13 protein-coding genes are annotated in these 14,803 nt (G+C 73.5%); 2 read left to right on the top strand and 11 right to left on the bottom strand.

Annotated features, from left to right (window positions below; all coding sequences use genetic code 11):
• Positions 1–67: 67 nt before the first annotated feature.
• Complete coding sequence (locus OQ02_RS08415) at positions 68–1,549, top strand: DEAD/DEAH box helicase (RefSeq protein ID WP_081915465.1); 1,482 nt, start codon at positions 68–70, stop codon at positions 1,547–1,549.
• Between the two features lie 362 nt (positions 1,550–1,911).
• Here OQ02_RS08415 and OQ02_RS08410 read toward each other — a convergent pair whose 3' ends face one another.
• Positions 1,912–2,556, bottom strand: coding sequence for an SDR family oxidoreductase (locus OQ02_RS08410; protein WP_033437683.1), 645 nt, complete (start codon positions 2,554–2,556; stop codon positions 1,912–1,914).
• A gap of 58 nt (positions 2,557–2,614) precedes the next feature.
• Positions 2,615–3,472, bottom strand: coding sequence for an ArsR/SmtB family transcription factor (locus OQ02_RS08405; protein ID WP_231499914.1), 858 nt, complete (start codon positions 3,470–3,472; stop codon positions 2,615–2,617).
• Between the two features lie 138 nt (positions 3,473–3,610).
• Between OQ02_RS08405 and OQ02_RS08400 the strand changes: the two genes are divergently transcribed.
• Positions 3,611–4,555, top strand: coding sequence for a hypothetical protein (locus OQ02_RS08400; protein ID WP_033437682.1), 945 nt, complete (start codon positions 3,611–3,613; stop codon positions 4,553–4,555).
• Here the strand turns inward: OQ02_RS08400 and cobA are convergent.
• The 9 genes from cobA to OQ02_RS08355 all read right to left on the bottom strand — a co-directional run bounded on the left by cobA (position 4,500) and on the right by OQ02_RS08355 (position 14,789).
• On the bottom strand, positions 4,500–5,717 hold the full coding sequence (cobA, locus tag OQ02_RS08395) for a uroporphyrinogen-III C-methyltransferase (RefSeq protein WP_033437681.1): 1,218 nt from the start codon (positions 5,715–5,717) through the stop codon (positions 4,500–4,502). The genes OQ02_RS08400 and cobA overlap by 56 nt on opposite strands.
• A gap of 45 nt (positions 5,718–5,762) precedes the next feature.
• Positions 5,763–6,485, bottom strand: coding sequence for a PIG-L deacetylase family protein (locus OQ02_RS08390; protein WP_033437680.1), 723 nt, complete (start codon positions 6,483–6,485; stop codon positions 5,763–5,765).
• Positions 6,486–6,562: 77 nt separating this feature from the next.
• Positions 6,563–7,351, bottom strand: a complete 789-nt coding sequence (locus OQ02_RS08385; RefSeq protein ID WP_033437679.1) for a S1 family peptidase — start codon at positions 7,349–7,351, stop codon at positions 6,563–6,565.
• Between the two features lie 103 nt (positions 7,352–7,454).
• A complete protein-coding gene (locus tag OQ02_RS08380) occupies positions 7,455–8,714 on the bottom strand; it encodes a cobalamin biosynthesis protein (RefSeq protein ID WP_231499932.1) in 1,260 nt (419 codons plus the stop codon).
• Between the two features lie 5 nt (positions 8,715–8,719).
• The gene (locus OQ02_RS08375; RefSeq protein WP_051772039.1) at positions 8,720–9,562 is read right to left on the bottom strand and encodes a bifunctional cobalt-precorrin-7 (C(5))-methyltransferase/cobalt-precorrin-6B (C(15))-methyltransferase; all 843 of its coding nucleotides are present in this window, start codon (positions 9,560–9,562) and stop codon (positions 8,720–8,722) included.
• A 1-nt stretch (position 9,563) separates the two neighbouring features.
• Complete coding sequence (locus tag OQ02_RS08370) at positions 9,564–10,775, bottom strand: cobalt-precorrin-4/precorrin-4 C(11)-methyltransferase (RefSeq protein WP_033437677.1); 1,212 nt, start codon at positions 10,773–10,775, stop codon at positions 9,564–9,566.
• Positions 10,776–10,840: 65 nt separating this feature from the next.
• Positions 10,841–12,214, bottom strand: coding sequence for a cobyrinate a,c-diamide synthase (locus tag OQ02_RS08365; protein ID WP_081915491.1), 1,374 nt, complete (start codon positions 12,212–12,214; stop codon positions 10,841–10,843).
• The gene (gene cobO, locus OQ02_RS08360) at positions 12,211–12,825 is read right to left on the bottom strand and encodes a cob(I)yrinic acid a,c-diamide adenosyltransferase (protein WP_033437675.1); all 615 of its coding nucleotides are present in this window, start codon (positions 12,823–12,825) and stop codon (positions 12,211–12,213) included. Before cobO ends, OQ02_RS08365 begins: the two co-directional genes overlap by 4 nt.
• A gap of 8 nt (positions 12,826–12,833) precedes the next feature.
• Positions 12,834–14,789, bottom strand: a complete 1,956-nt coding sequence (locus OQ02_RS08355) for a putative cobaltochelatase (protein WP_033437674.1) — start codon at positions 14,787–14,789, stop codon at positions 12,834–12,836.
• Between the last annotated feature and the right edge of the window lie 14 nt (positions 14,790–14,803).

Raw genomic sequence — 14,803 nt, 5'->3', positions numbered from 1 at the left:
GATCGCGCCTGCTGAAGCAGAGCAATCTCCGAGACGTGCCGTGTCCCGGAGGTTTGTTTTGCCGACAATGTCCCAAGGCCGTTCCGAGCGCCCGCAGTTCCGCAATTCCCGCAGCACCAGGCGCCCTGGCCAGGGCAACCGTCGTCCCGCTTCCACCGTGGAGCAGGCGACCACCATTCCCGATCACGTCGAGAGCACGATGCCCGAGGGCCCGCTGCCCTCGTTCGCCGAACTGGGCCTGTCCGACGAGCTGCTCGGCGCGCTCACCCAGGCCGGCATCACCGAACCCTTCCCGATCCAGGCGGCGACGCTGCCCGACGCGATGGCGGGTCGCGACGTCCTCGGCCGCGGCCAGACCGGCTCCGGCAAGACGCTGGCGTTCGGCTTGGCGCTGCTGTCCCGTCTCGCGGGCGGCCGGGCCAAGCCGTTGAAGCCGCGCGCCCTCGTGCTCGTGCCGACCCGCGAGTTGGCGATGCAGGTCGAGGAAGCGCTGAACCCGTTCGCCCGCTCGCTCGGCCTCTGGTGCCGCACGGTCGTCGGCGGCACGTCGTTCCCGCGTCAGATCGACGCGCTGCGCCGTGGTGTCGACCTGCTGATCGCAACCCCCGGCCGGTTGTCGGACCACGTCCGGCAGGGCACCGCCGACCTGTCCGAGATCATGTTCACCGCGCTGGACGAGGCCGACCAGATGGCGGACATGGGCTTCATGCCCCAGGTCCGGGCCATCCTCGACCTCACCCCGCAGGACGGGCAGCGGCTGCTGTTCTCCGCGACGCTCGACGGCGACGTGGACAAGCTGGTCCGCCAGTACCTGCACAACCCGGTGGTCCACTCGGTCTCGCCGCCCACGGGCAGCGTCACCACGATGGAGCACCACCTGCTGTTCGTGTCCGCCGAGGACAAGCAGAACGTCGTCACCGAAGTCGCCGCGCGCGAGGGCCGCACGATCATGTTCGTGCGCACCAAGCACCACGTGGACAGGTTGGCCAAGAAGCTGCGGTCGATGGGCGTGCACGCGGGTGCGTTGCACGGCGGCAAGGCGCAGAGCGCGCGTACGCGGGTGCTCGGCCAGTTCCGCGAGGGCTCGATGCCGGTGCTGATCGCCACGGACGTGGCGGCGCGCGGCATCCACGTGGACGACGTGAGCCTCGTCGTGCACGTCGACCCGCCGGCCGACCCGAAGGACTACCTGCACCGCGCCGGTCGCACGGCGCGTGCCGGGCAGTCCGGGACGGTCGTCACGCTGGTCACGCACGACCAGCGGCGCACCGTGCAGGGCCTGACCGCGCGGGCGGGCGTCCGCCCGACGTCGACCAAGGTCCGTCCCGGTGACGAGGACCTGATCCGCATCACCGGTGCGCGGGTGCCCAGCGGCATTCCCGTGGTCGAGCCCGAGGTTCCCGTGCGCGCCCGTCGCGGCGGTAGCGGTGGCGGCGGTCCGCGTCGCAGTGGCGGTGCGGGTGGCGGCGGTTTCCGCGGTGGCCGTTTCGACGGTGAGCGCGGGCGCGGCGGTTCGTCGACGGGTCGTCCTCGCCGGGTGGCTCACTAGTTTCAGCACGGCTTCACAGCACGGCTTCACAGCACTGGTCCGCGGGCTCGACGGCCCGGAATTGTCGGACCGTTCTGGCAGGATAAAAGCAGGGGCCCCCTTGGCGGGGACCCCTGCTTTGTCGTTTCGGAGGACTCGACGCGGTCCGGATCGACGCGGCCCGATTCGACGCGGCCCGACGCGGCTCGGCCCGGCTCGGCCCGGCTCGGTCGGCCCGCCCGACTCGGCTCGGCTCGGCCCGGCCCGGCTCGGCCCGGCTCGGCCCGACTCGGCCCGAATCGACGCGGCCAGATCAACGCGACCCCGGCTCGGGCCACCCGTCAGTCACCGAACCGGTCCGGCTGCTCGAGCCCGCACCGTCCTCAGCCGGCGAGCCGCCCGCCTCCGTCCACGTGCAGCACGGTGCCGGTGACGTACGGGTTGGTCACCGCGTACAGGACGGCCTGAGCGATGTCCTCCGGTCGACCGACGTTGCGGGTCAGGTTGCGGTCGGCGGTGGTGGACAGGAAGTCGGCCGGCCAGACGCCCGAGTCCACGATGCCCGGCGCGACCGCATTGACCCTGACCGGCGCCAGCTCGACCGCCAGCGCCTCCACCAGGAACTTCACCGCGCCGTTGGTGGTGGCCATGACGGTCCGGTGCCGCTGCGGTCGCCAGGCCGCGACACCGGAGAAGAACGTGAACGACCGGGTGACGCGGAGGTGCTTGGCGAGCAGCAGCGGGCCGACGACCTTCGCGTCGAACGCCCTGCGGATGCCTTCCGCGTCGAGGTCGTCCAACGGGCCGTTGGCGGGCATGGCCGCGGTGGAGACGACGTGGTCGATCTCCCCTGCCGCCTCGGCGAACCTCTTGATGCTGGACTCGTCGGCGAGGTCGATGTGCTCGCCGTGCCTGGGGCTGGCAGTGATGACGTCCGCGCCCCGCGCCGTCAGGCTTTCGGACAGGTGACGTCCCAGGTGAGAGCCACCGATGACGACAACACGGGTGTTTCGCACTGAATTGCTCACCGGTTCACGGTGCTCGACCGGCCTCCATAAATCCAATGCATCTTCTCTCCGACACCCATTACTTCAGCTCATGAGGGTGTCCGCGCGTGGTGCGCATGTGCAGGACGTGCCGTCCTTCGCGCCGCGTCGTCACCAGCCGGGCCGCCCGCAGCACGCCGATGTGCTGCGAGACCGCCCCCGCCGTGACGCCGAGCGCCACCGCCAGGTCCGCCGTGCTCTTCGGCGCTTCGAGCAACGTCAGCAGGTGCGCGCGGGTGCGGCCGATCAGGGCGGCCAGGTCGTCCGGCGTCCCCCGTTCCTCCCACAGCGTCCCGATCCCGCGCGCCGGGTAGCGGAGCACGCCCTGGCCGACGGGGTCGAGTGCGATCCACGCCTTCGGCCAGCAGAACACGCTGGGGCACAGCACGAGACCGTGCTCGGCGAGGTCCACCCGGTGCTCGGGCTTGCGGTGCAGGACGAGTTCGCCGTCGGCCCACGTGACCTCGGGGTGCAGGTCGTGGAACACCGCCTCGACGCCCTTGTCGGCCAGCGTCGCCGCCCGTGCCGCGATGTCCGCCTCCAGCACCGCGGTGATGCGCTTCCAGTGCGGTGCGATGAGCACGTCGTGGCAGCGCCGGATGACGTCGGCTTCCGGCCGCCCGACGCCACGCAGTTCCGCTTCCAGGTCGGGCATCCGCACATCCGGCACGGGCATCAGGTCGGCCGGTTTCGTCGGACCCTCCAGCCGGGCCAGCAGCGTGTCGAGTCCGGTGATCCCGTCGACCCGCTCCCGCGCCCACCGCACCCACGGCAGGTGCACGGCGTGCGCGCCGGGGGTGCGCAGGCCGTCGACCGCCATGACCGTCTCGAACACCGCGGAGTAGGCGAACCTGACCTTGGCCAGTCCCACCCCGGCCAGCCGAACCCACACCGCCACGCGTACCCCGTTCCGCACCGCCCGCCGTCGCGGGCCGCCGCGAGGGCATTGTCCCACCCGGGAGGGGTGGCCTGCCCCACCTCGGGTTGTCGTGCGCGCACCAGTGATCACGGCGGCTCGCCGGTCGAGGCTTGTCCCATGACGAAGACGTGGCACCGGCCGACCCTCTGGTTGGCCGTGGTGATGGCGGTGGGCGCGGTGGGGTGCGCGGTGGCGCTGCTGGTCGACGGGCGGGTGCTGCAAGGCGCGCCGGTGTGGGCGAAGCCGTTCAAGTTCGCGGTGTCGCTGGCGGTCTACTCGGCGACCCTGTCGTGGATGCTGTCCCTGCCGCACCGGGGACGGCGGTGGACGTCGGGCTTCGGCACCGCGATCGCGGCGATCATGTTCATGGAGGTCGGGCTGATCGCGATCCAGGCCGGCCGGGGCATGTTCACCCACTACAACAGGTCCGACGAGCCGCTGAACCAGTTCGTGCAGGCCACCTTCGCCGTCGCCATCCCGGTGATGTTCCTGGCCAACATCGCGCTGGCGCTGGTCCTGTCGTTCCAGCGCTTCGGGCTGCCGGACGTGCGCTGGGCCGTGCGCGGCGAGCTCTACCTGGCGATCCTCGGCATGTTCACCGGCTACCTGATGGTCTTCCAGAGCGACAAGGAGATCACCGCGGTGGACTCGGGCGGCCGGTCGGTCGAGCTGGCCTCCGGGCACAGCGTCGGCGTGCCGGACGGCGGCCCGGGGCTGCCCCTCGTCGGGTGGAGCACCACCGGCGGCGACCTGCGGGTGCCGCACTTCGTGGGGATGCACGGGCTCCAGGTGATGATCCTGCTGGCGCTTGGTCTGGCCGCGCTCGGCCTCGCGGAACGGGTCCGCACCCGGCTGGTCGTCGTGGCCGCGTTCGGCTACCTCGGGTTGCTCGCGCTGCTCACCTGGCAGGCGTTGCGCGGCGAGTCGCTGGTCCACCCCGGCGGCACGACGCTCGCAGCCCTCGCCGGGCTGGTCGCGGTCGTCGCCGCCGGGGCGGCCTGGGCGGTCAGGAGTGGAACGGGAGTTCCTTCGCCAGTCCGGCAACCGGTCCCGCAACGATGATCGCGGGCGGGCGGATGCCGTGCTCGACGATGTCCGCGGCCAACGAGTCCAGTGTGGACCGGACGACCTTCTGCGTCCGCGTGGTGCCCTCCTGGATCACCGACACCGGGGTGTCACCCGGCCGGCCCGCCATCAGCGCGTCCGCGAACGCCGCCGCCCGCTCCACGCCCATGAGGATCACGATCGTGCCGCTGAGCCGGGCCAACGCCGACCAGTCGACCAGTGATCGCGGGTCGTCCGGCGCGACGTGGCCGGACACGACCACCACCTCGTGCGCCACACCGCGGTGCGTGACCGGCACGTCCGCCAGCGCCGGCACGCCGAACGCGCTCGTCACGCCAGGCACGACGGTGACCGGCACGCCCGCTTCGGCGCACGCGATCAGCTCTTCGAAGCCACGGCCGAACACGTACGGGTCACCGCCCTTGAGGCGGACCACGAACTTCCCGGCCTTGGCGTTCTCGACCAGCGTCGTGTTGATGAAGTCCTGGGTCGCGGCCCGCCCGTACGGGATCTTCGCCGCGTCCACGACCTCGACGTGCGGCGGCAGCTCGTCCAGCAGTTCGCGCGGCGCGAGCCGGTCGGCGACCACGACGTCCGCCCTGGCCAGCAGCCGGCGACCGCGCACGGTGATCAGGTCCGGGTCACCGGGGCCGCCGCCGACGAGGGCGACGCCCGCCGGCTGGTCGTGGTGGTCGGCGATGGAGCCGTCGCGCAGCGCGGACAGCAGGCCGTCCCGGACGCTCGCGGACCGGCGGTGCTGCCCGCCGGCGAGGACACCGAGCAGCAGGCCGTCGTGCGCGCCGACCGCGGGCGTCACGGCGGTGCCCTTCACGGCCACGTCGGCGCGCACGCAGAACACGCGGCGCTCTTCGGCGTCCGCGGTGATCCTGGCGTTCACTTCGGGCGAGGACGTGCAGGCCAGCACGTACCAGGCGCCGTCGAGGTCGCCGTCGGCGTACTCGCGGGCCTGCCACGTCGCCTCGCCGCCGTCGACGATGCCCTGGACCGCCGGGGTCACCTCGGGCGAGATCACCTCCACCCTCGCGCCCGCCGCGACCAGCCTGGGCAGCCTGCGCTGCGCGACCGTTCCGCCGCCGACGACGACGACCCGCCGACCGGTCAGGTCGAGGCCAACGAGGTAGTGCTGTTCACCGTGCATGGGTAGAAGCATCCACACCGGACATGTCCTGTCCAACCCGGGTGCTCACATCACGAGAACCTCGAACCCGACGGCGAGCCTGCCGCCGAACCGCGCGCCCGCCTGCTCGGCCGCCTGGCGCAGGAACACCTCCGGCCTCGCCATGTCGCCGCTCAACGCCGCCAGGTACGCCTTGTGCTCCCGCAGCGACGCGACTCCCAGGTCGAACGTGTCGGTCACGTCGACCGCGTGCCCGCCGTGCGGTGAGGCGTTGACTGCGACGAACCGCACACCGCTCCACGGCTCCAGGTCCAGATCGCGGAACACCCACCGGTTGGCGGCGTCCCGGACCGCGTCGACGGCGGCCCGGCCGACGGCGCGGTGGTCGGCCATGTTGAGGAACCCGCCGGGGAACGTCTCGTGGTGGTTCCCGGTGATCACCACCTCGGGGCGGTGCCGGCGGATCGCGGCGGCGATGTCGCGGCGCAGCGGCAGGCCGTACTCGATCATCCCGTCGGGGTGGTCCAGGAACTCGACCACGTCCACGCCGACGACGGCGGCACTGGCGGTCTGCTCCCGCTCCCGCAACGGCCCCGCCTGCTCCGGCGGCAGGGTGTCGATCCCCGCCTCGCCCCGGCTGGCGAGCAGGTACGCGACGTGCTTGCCCTGCGCCGTCCAGCGGGCGATCGCGCCGGACGCCCCGTACTCCAGGTCGTCGGGGTGCGCGACCACCGCCAACGCCCGTTCCCAGTCCTCCGGCACCGGCTCCAGCTCAGGCAGGTCAGCCATGCCGACGACGCTACGCCCGCCTCGCCGGACGTGCCCACGGCCGGAGAACACCCGGTCGTGGGCACGTCCGCCGCGGGTTACAGCTGCGCGGTGATCGCGGAGTAGTACGAGGAGATCCGCGCGTACACACCGGGGTAGCCGGCGAGCGCGCAGCCCCGGCCGAACGAGGTCGCGCCGATCAGCTTGCCGCCCGCGACCAGCGGGCCGCCCGAGTCACCCTGGCAGGTGTCCGTGCCGCCGTTCGGGTAGCCGGCGCACACCATCGAGGTGGGGCTGTAGTTCGAGTACGCCGTCTTGCAGGTGGAGTCGGACGTCAGCGGCACGGTCGCGCCGAGCAGGTAGCGGGACGCCGAGCAGCCGGAGCAGGTGGTGCCCCAGCCGTAGATCCGGGCGCTCGTGCCGGCCGCGTACAGGGCCGTGTCGGACGGGGTGGCCAGCGGCAGGTAGGTGGAGCTGATGCTGCTGCCGAGGGTCAGCACCGCGACGTCGTAGCCGGAGCTCGCGGTCCGGTAGCTCGGGTGCACCCAGATGGCGCTCACCGTGACGACGCGACCCGCCGTGCTCTGCTTGTCGTCACGGCCGTGCACCACGCGGGTGCTCGACGCGCTGCGCCCGCTCACGCAGTGCGCGGCGGTGACGACCTTGTTGGCCCGGACGAGCGTGCCGCCGCAGAACTGGCCGCCGGTGCTGGTGGCCAGGTACACGACCCACGGGTAGGTGCTGGTGGACACGCGGGAGCCGCCGACGATGTACGGCGACACACCGGTGTCGGAGGTGTCGGCCGATGCGGGCGCGACGGTCATCAGGGCGATCGCGGCCACGGCCGCGGCCAACGAGGTGATCAGGCGATGCAGGGTTTTCGCCATGTCAGTCCTTCCAGGGCAGGGATGCGCCGTGTCGCGGCGCACACTCCCAGCTAGGACCAAGACGGCGAACCCGACAAGGGCCTTTCGAAGGCTCCGGACGACTTCACAGTTGACGAGTGACGCCTGTCACGCGAATGACATCGGCGTGAATCGGCCCGGCAACAACCGGTCCGGCGCCCGCGTCCACGAACGCCACCGCCGCTCCCGCCTCGGCCAACCGCACCGCGCCGTCCGTCCGCACCCGCGTGCCGGGCCTCAGCAGGTGCCGCACCTGCGCCACGCAGTCGGCGCTGCCCACCACGACCGACGCCCGCCGCAGCTCGGCCTCGGCGCGCGGTGTGCGTTCGTCCGCGTCGCCCGGTCCCAGGCCCACCAGCGCCAACCGGCCGCGCGGCAGCACGCGTGCGGCGGCGACCGTCACCCCTTCGCCCTTCACCTTCTCGGCCGCGATCTCCACCCGGCCGCCGGCGGACAGCTGCACCGCGCCGCGCAACGCCGACGCCTCGGCCACGCTCGGGATGCCGATCGCGAGTTCCGCCGGGTTCGGCACCGGGATCACCGCCAGCTCCTCGCCCGGGTAGGCGAGCAGCGGCGCGGTGGTCGAGTCGTGCCAGAAACCCCAGTCCTCCAAGGCGTCCGCGATACCCGGTTCGGCGACCTTCCGGTCCAGCGTGGCGAACGCCCGCACGGCCCGCAGGTCCAGCCCGCGCTGCTCCTCCAGCTGCGCCAGGGCCGCCGACACCGCCGACGCGGTCACCCCCGTGCTCGAACCGACGCCGACGACGAGCGTGCGCGGCACGATCCGCACCAAGCGCTCCGGCTGCGGCCCCCTGGGCACGCGGTCGTCCACCAGCACCGTCCAGTCGGACTCGTGCCCACCGGCTTCCTTGGCGATCACGTTGTCGGGCAGGGCGGGCAGCGGGAAGCCGAGCGGATTGGCCAGCACCACCTGCTCGCCGGCCCGCACCGCCGCGCCGCACCCGGCGAGGTCGCCGTCCACGGTGGCGTCCAGCAGCTCCACCAGCTCGTCCAGCGGGGAGTCCGCCGACGCGGACGTCGTCACCGGCTGCACGCCCAGCACGTCCGCGACCCGTTCCGCCACCGCGTCCGCGCCGCCCAGCAGGGCCACGGCGAACCCGCCGTCCACGCACACCACGCCCGGGTCGGACCGCTCGTCGCGCAGCAGCGGCGCGACGAGCCGGACGGTCGCCTCCGTGCCGAGGAAGAACACCGCCGACCCCAGCCGCGGCCACAACGTGCGCAGCGCGGGGCCGACCGGGCCGTCCGGCACCACCGCGTCCGGCCCGAGGAACCCGGCCAGCTCGACCGCGGCCCGCCGCCCACGCCCGCCGGCGGCGAACACCCCGATCAAGCTTTCTTCCTTCCGCTCAGCACGGTCACCGGGTTGGTGGCCGACAACGTGCCACCGGTCAACCGGGCGGCGGTCAGCTGGCTGCCCTCGACCTCGTAACCGGCCTCCAGCAACGCGTCCCGCGCGGGCAGCACGCGGTCCAGGTCCGGTGTCGCCACCACGATCCGCCGCGCGCCCGACCGCACGCACCGGCGCACGACGTCCGCGCCACCGCCGCCGACGAACACCGCGTCCGGCCGGGGCAGCTCCCCCGCGTCGGCCAGGTCCGCCTCGACCACCCGCACGTCCACGCCGTGCGCGGAAGCGTTGGCGATGATCCGCACGCACTGCACCGGGTCGCGTTCCACCGCGACGACCGCCGCGCCCAGCCGCGCGCACTCGACGCCGATGGCACCCGGACCCGCGCCGACGTCCCAGATCAGCACACCGGGGCGCGGGGCGAGCCGGGCCAGCACCAGCGCCCGCACCTCGGCCACCGCGATCATGCCCTCGCGTTGCGCGAAACGGTCGTCCGGCAACGCCCAGCCCTCGCCCTCGGGCGCGAAGTCCTGTTCCGCCAGGCACAGGATCGCACCCGGCTCGGACCACGACCGCGCCACCGCGTCCGCCGGGTCCACAGTGGACACACCGGCGGCCGACTGGACCACGAGGGTGCGCCGCCACCCGGCCAACCCCCGGGCCAGCTCGGCCGGGTCGGCGCCGGACACCACGACCGCGGGCCGCGCGCGGCACACGTTCAGCGCGTGCCCGGGTCCCACCGCCCCGGCGTCCACCGCGGTCACCTCGGCCCAGGAACGACCGGCTCCGGTGACGAACCGGTGCAGCGCTACGACGTCCATGTCAGTTGGCGCGCCTGTTCTTCTTCGTCCGCGACCCGGTCGGCTTGCGCGGCGTCGTGCTCGCCCGGACGGTGGGCGGCGTCGGCTTCGCCGCGGCGGCGACCACCGGCTTGGGCTTCGGCTTCGCCTCCGGTGCCGCGGGTCCACCGGACACCGGATCGGTTCCGGCAGGCCCGGTTCCCGCGTTGTCGGAGGGTTCGGCGGGCTCCGGCAGGTCCACGACCAGTTCGAGCACCGGCTCGCGAACCGGCTCGGGCTTCGCCTTCGACTGCCCGGAACGCTTGGTCCGCGCCGTCTCCTGCCAGTCGTGCACCGCCGACCACGCCGCCGCGGAGGGCGACTCCGGGTCGGGCCGGTTCTCCGCCGACGGCTGGACGGCCGGCAGCGGCGGGTTCTCCGGAGAGGGCTGGACCTCCAGCAGTGGCGGGACGTCGGCGACCGGCCGGATCCGCTTGGACCACTTCGACGGCCGCAACCGGCGCACCGGCTCGTCACCCTCCACCACCGCGGAACGGCGGCGGGGCGCGGACTGCGCCAGCACCTTGCCGACCAGGAACAGCGTGGTGCGGTAGAGCTTGTGCTCCTTGACGCACGCCTCCAGCTCGCCGAGCGTGGTCTGCGCGACCGTCTCGTCCGGCAGGGAAACCTTGTACGCCACCACGACCGGCGTGTCGTCGGCGTAGCCACCCGCGCGCAGCCGCTCGACCAGCAGGCCGGTCCGCGCACCGGACGCGGAGATCGCCATCGTGGTGCCGTGCGCGGCGAACTCCCTGATGTGCTCGGCGCTCTCCGGGCCGGCCAGCAGCAGCGACTGGGCGATGTCCGAAGTGGTCAGCTCACGGCCGACGGACGCCGCCGCGGCGGAGATCTGGGACACGCCGGGCACCACGTCGGTCTCCAGGCCGAGCCGGCGGCACGCGTCCTGCTGGTCGCGCAGGCCGCCCCACAGCGCCGGATCGCCCGCGTGCAGCCGCACGACCTTGAGCTTGCCCGCCGACGCCCGCCGGTACACCTCGGCCACGTCGGACTCGGTCACCCGGGAGAAGTCGACCAGCTCGGCGTCCGGGCGGGCGTGCTCGCGCACGCACTCGACCTCGACGACACCGGGCGACCACAGGACGACGTCGGCCTCGGCTATCCGCTTCGCGCCGCGGACGGTGATGAGATCGGCGGCGCCGGGACCGGCGCCCACGAAGGAGACCCGACCAGTCATCACAACTGCTCCCCACGACGTGTTCGGCTTGGTGGGCAAGGACCGTACCGCGCGAGCACGATCCGCTATCGAGTGGCCTCGAAGCGCACCGACTCGGTCGCGCAGGCCCGCACGAAGCGGGTCACGGCCTCCGGTGACGACGCCGGATGGGTGTGCAGGTACGACGCGTGCACCCGGCCGACCACGAATCCCTCGGTCACCGGGCGCAGGTCGTGGCCGCGCCACTGCCAGGCCGGACGCGCGCCGTGCGGGACGCTCAACGCGGTGCGGTGGAACTCGTGCCCGGTGATCCGGGAGCCCGCGCGGGCCAGCACGGAGTCCTGCGGTGCGACCGCGTCGCGGTAGCCGAGCGTGAGGCGGGACGTCATCGCGCCGTCCGCGTCGATCACGCCGCACATCGGCACGCCGTCGAGCGACTTCGCCAGGTACAGCAGGCCACCGCACTCGGCGTGCACGGGTGCGCCCGCGCGGGCCAGGGCGGTGACGGCGGCGCGCAGCTTCTCGTTCCCGGACAGCTCGGCGGCGTGCTGCTCGGGGAAACCGCCGGGCAGCACGAGGCCGGCGGTGCCGTCGGGCAGGGTCTCGTCGCGCAGCGGGTCGACCACGACGACGTCCGCGCCCGCCGCCGCCAGCAACTCCACCTGCTCGGAGTAGCCGAACGTGAACGCGGCCCCGCCCGCGACGGCGATCGTCGGCGAGCCCGGGACCACGTCCACCTCGGCGTGCGGGTCCCACGTCGGCACGGCCATCGCGGGCACCTCGGCCGCGAGCCGGCGCACGGCGTCCAGGTCGACGTGCTGGGCGACCGCGTCGGCGATGGCGTCGACGGCGGCGGTGGCGGCCGGCCCGTGCTCGGCCGCGGTGACCAGCCCGAGGTGCCGGGACGGCAGCGCGAACTTCGGGTCGCGCGGCAGCACGCCGAGCACTTCCAGCCCGACCTCGGCGCACGCGCCGCGCAGCACCTGCTCGTGCCGGGCCGAACCGACCTGGTTCAGCACCACGCCGCCGAGCCGCACGGTCGGGTCGTAGCCGCGGAACCCGTGCAGCAGGGCGGCCAGGCTGCGGCTCTGGCCGCGGGCGTCGACGACGAACAGCACCGGCGCGGACAGCAGCTTGGCGACGTGCGCGGTGGACCCGATGCCCTCGGTGTCCACCCGCCCGTCGAACAGGCCCATCACGCCTTCCACCACGGCCAGGTCGCAGCCGCGCGCGCCGTGCGCGAACAGCGACGCCACCCGGTGCTCGCCGACCATGACCGGGTCGAGGTTGCGACCCGGCCTGCCGGTGGCCACCGAGTGGTAGCCGGGGTCGATGTAGTCGGGGCCGACCTTGAACGGGGCGACCTTGTCGCCCGCCCGGCGCAGCGCCGCCATCAGGCCGGTGGCCACGGTGGTCTTGCCGCTGCCCGACGCGGGCGCGGCGACCACCAGCCGGTTCACCACTCGATCCCCTTCTGCCCCTTCTGGCCCGCGTCCATCGGGTGCTTCACCTTGGTCATCTCCACCACCAGGTCGGCGGCCTCGGTGAGCTTGGCCGGCGCGTGCCGGCCGGTGATGACGACGTGCTGGTGACCGGGCCGGTTCCGCAGGGTCTCGACCACCTCGTCCACGTCCACCCAGCCCCAGTGCAGCGGGTAGGTGAACTCGTCCAGCACGTACATGCCGTGCTGCTCGGCGGCCAGGCGTCGGGCGATCTCCTGCCAGCCCTCGCGGGCGGCGGCGGCGTGGTCGTCCTCGGTGCCCTGCTTGCGGGTCCAGGACCAGCCCTCGCCCATCTTGTGCCACTCGACCGGGCCGCCTTCGCCGGTCTCCTCGTGCAGCCGGCCGAGCGCGCGGAACGCCGACTCCTCGCCGACCTTCCACTTCGCCGACTTCACGAACTGGAAGACGCCGATGGACCAGCCCTGGTTCCACCCGCGCAGCGCGAGCCCGAAGGCGGCGGTGGACTTGCCCTTCATCTCGCCGGTGTGCACCACGGTCAGCGGCCGGTTGCGGCGCTGGCGGGTGCTGAGGCCGTCGTTCGGCACGACGGACGGTTGTCCCTGTGGCATTCCGACTCCTACGCGGCTCGGGCGGCGCGCACGACGCCGGCGACCTGATCTGCGGACAGTTCTTCCAAGCGCAGGCACGCCGCCTCCAGCGCGCCGGCCACCCGTGCGGCCAGGCCGAGCCGGATCGGGCCGTGCTCGCAGTCGACCACGACGGACGCCACCCGGTCCGCCGCCAGCAACCCGGCCGCGCGCAACGCGTCGCGCATCGGGTCGCCGCCGGCGCCTGTTGCCGTGGCACGGCCGTCCGTGAGCAGCACCAGCAGCGCACGGCGGCGGGGATCGCGGACTCGTTCGGTCTCCAGCACGCGGCGGGCGCGGAGCAGGCCGTCGGCCAACGGGGTCCGGCCGCCGGTGCGCAGGTCGCGCAGCCGGGCCGCCGCCGCGTCCACCGAGTTCGTCGGCGGCAGGGCGACGTGGGCTTCACGGCCCCGGAACGTCACCACGCCGACCTTGTCCCGCCGCTGGTAGGCGTCGCGGAGCAGCGAGATCACCGCGCCGGTCACCGCCGACATCCGCTGCCGGGCGGCCATCGAGCCGGACGCGTCGACCACGAACAGCACGAGGTTGCCCTCTTTGCCCTCGCGCACCGACAACCGCAGGTCGGCGCCGCGCAGTTCGAGGCCGGGACCGCTGCGGCCACGGGCGGCCTGGTGGGGCGCCGCCGCGGCGAGCGTGCCGAGCAGGTGCAGCCCGGAACCGTCCACAGTGGATGATCGGACCACCCGGCCGGTGCGGGCACGGGCGCGTGAGCGCTTGCCCGGCGCACCCTCGCCCACCCCCGGGACCTGCAACAACCGGGCGCGGAACGCGGGCGCGGGAGCGTGCGACCGTTCGGCCGATTCGGGGTTCTGACCATCCGAAGTGGACTCCGGCGGCTCACCGGGCAGCGACGAGCCGCCACCGTCGTCGTCCGGGTCCTCGGGGCCTTCCTCCGGCTCCTCGGCCGGCTCTTCGGCGGCGTCCGCGCCCTGCTGGAGGGCGTCGTTCAGCTGCTCCTCCTCCAGGCCCGGCTCGTCGAACGGGTCGCGGCGCTTGCGGTGCGGCAACGCCAGCCGGACGGCCGCCTCCACGTCCTCCTCGGCCACCTCGGCGGCACCCCGCCACGCGGCGTGCGCGGTGGCGGTGCGGGCGACCACCAGGTCCGCGCGCATCCCGTCCACCTCGAACGCGGCGCAGATCCCGGCGATGCGGCGCAGCTCGGAGTCCGGCAGCGTGACGCCCTTCAGCCGGTCACGTGCGGCGACGATCCGCCGCGCGAGGTCCGCGTCCTCCTCGGCCCAGCGGGCGGCGAAGCCCTCGGGGTCGGCCTCGTACGCCAACCGCCGGCGGACGACCTCGGCCCGGGTCGGCACGTCCCGGGAGGCGCGGACCGCGACCGTGAGGCCGAAGCGGTCCAGCAGCTGCGGGCGCAGCTCGCCCTCTTCCGGGTTCATGGTGCCCACGAGGAGGAACGACGCGGCGTGCGACACGGACACGCCTTCGCGCTCGACGTGAGCACGGCCCATGGCGGCGGCGTCGAGCAGCAGGTCGACGAGGTGGTCGTGCAGCAGGTTGACCTCGTCCACGTACAGGACGCCCCGGTGCGCGGCGGCCAGCAGACCCGGCTGGTAGGCGCGGACACCCTCGGTCAGCGCGCGTTCCAGGTCGAGCGAGCCGATCAACCTGTCCTCGGTCGCGCCGACGGGCAGTTCCACCAGCTTGGCCGGTCGGCGTTCCGAACCGTGGCCGTGCGGCCCGTCCGGGCAGTCGGTCGGCACGTCCGGATCACAGCCGAACCGGCAGCCCGGCACCACGTCCAATTCGGGGAGCAAAGCGGCGAGCGCGCGGACCACGGTCGACTTCGCGGTCCCCTTCTCACCTCTGACGAGCACCCCGCCGATACCGGGGTGCACGGCGTTGAGCAGCAGAGCCGTGCGGAGGTCGTCATGTCCGACGACAGCGGAAAAGGGGAAACGCGCGCCCATGCGGCGATGTCCTT

It is taken from the genome of Saccharothrix sp. NRRL B-16314, from assembly GCF_000716595.1.
Lineage (GTDB): Bacteria > Actinomycetota > Actinomycetes > Mycobacteriales > Pseudonocardiaceae > Actinosynnema.
The sequence above is the reverse complement of the archived record's forward strand: the minus strand, read 5'-3'. Positions and strand labels throughout refer to the sequence as shown.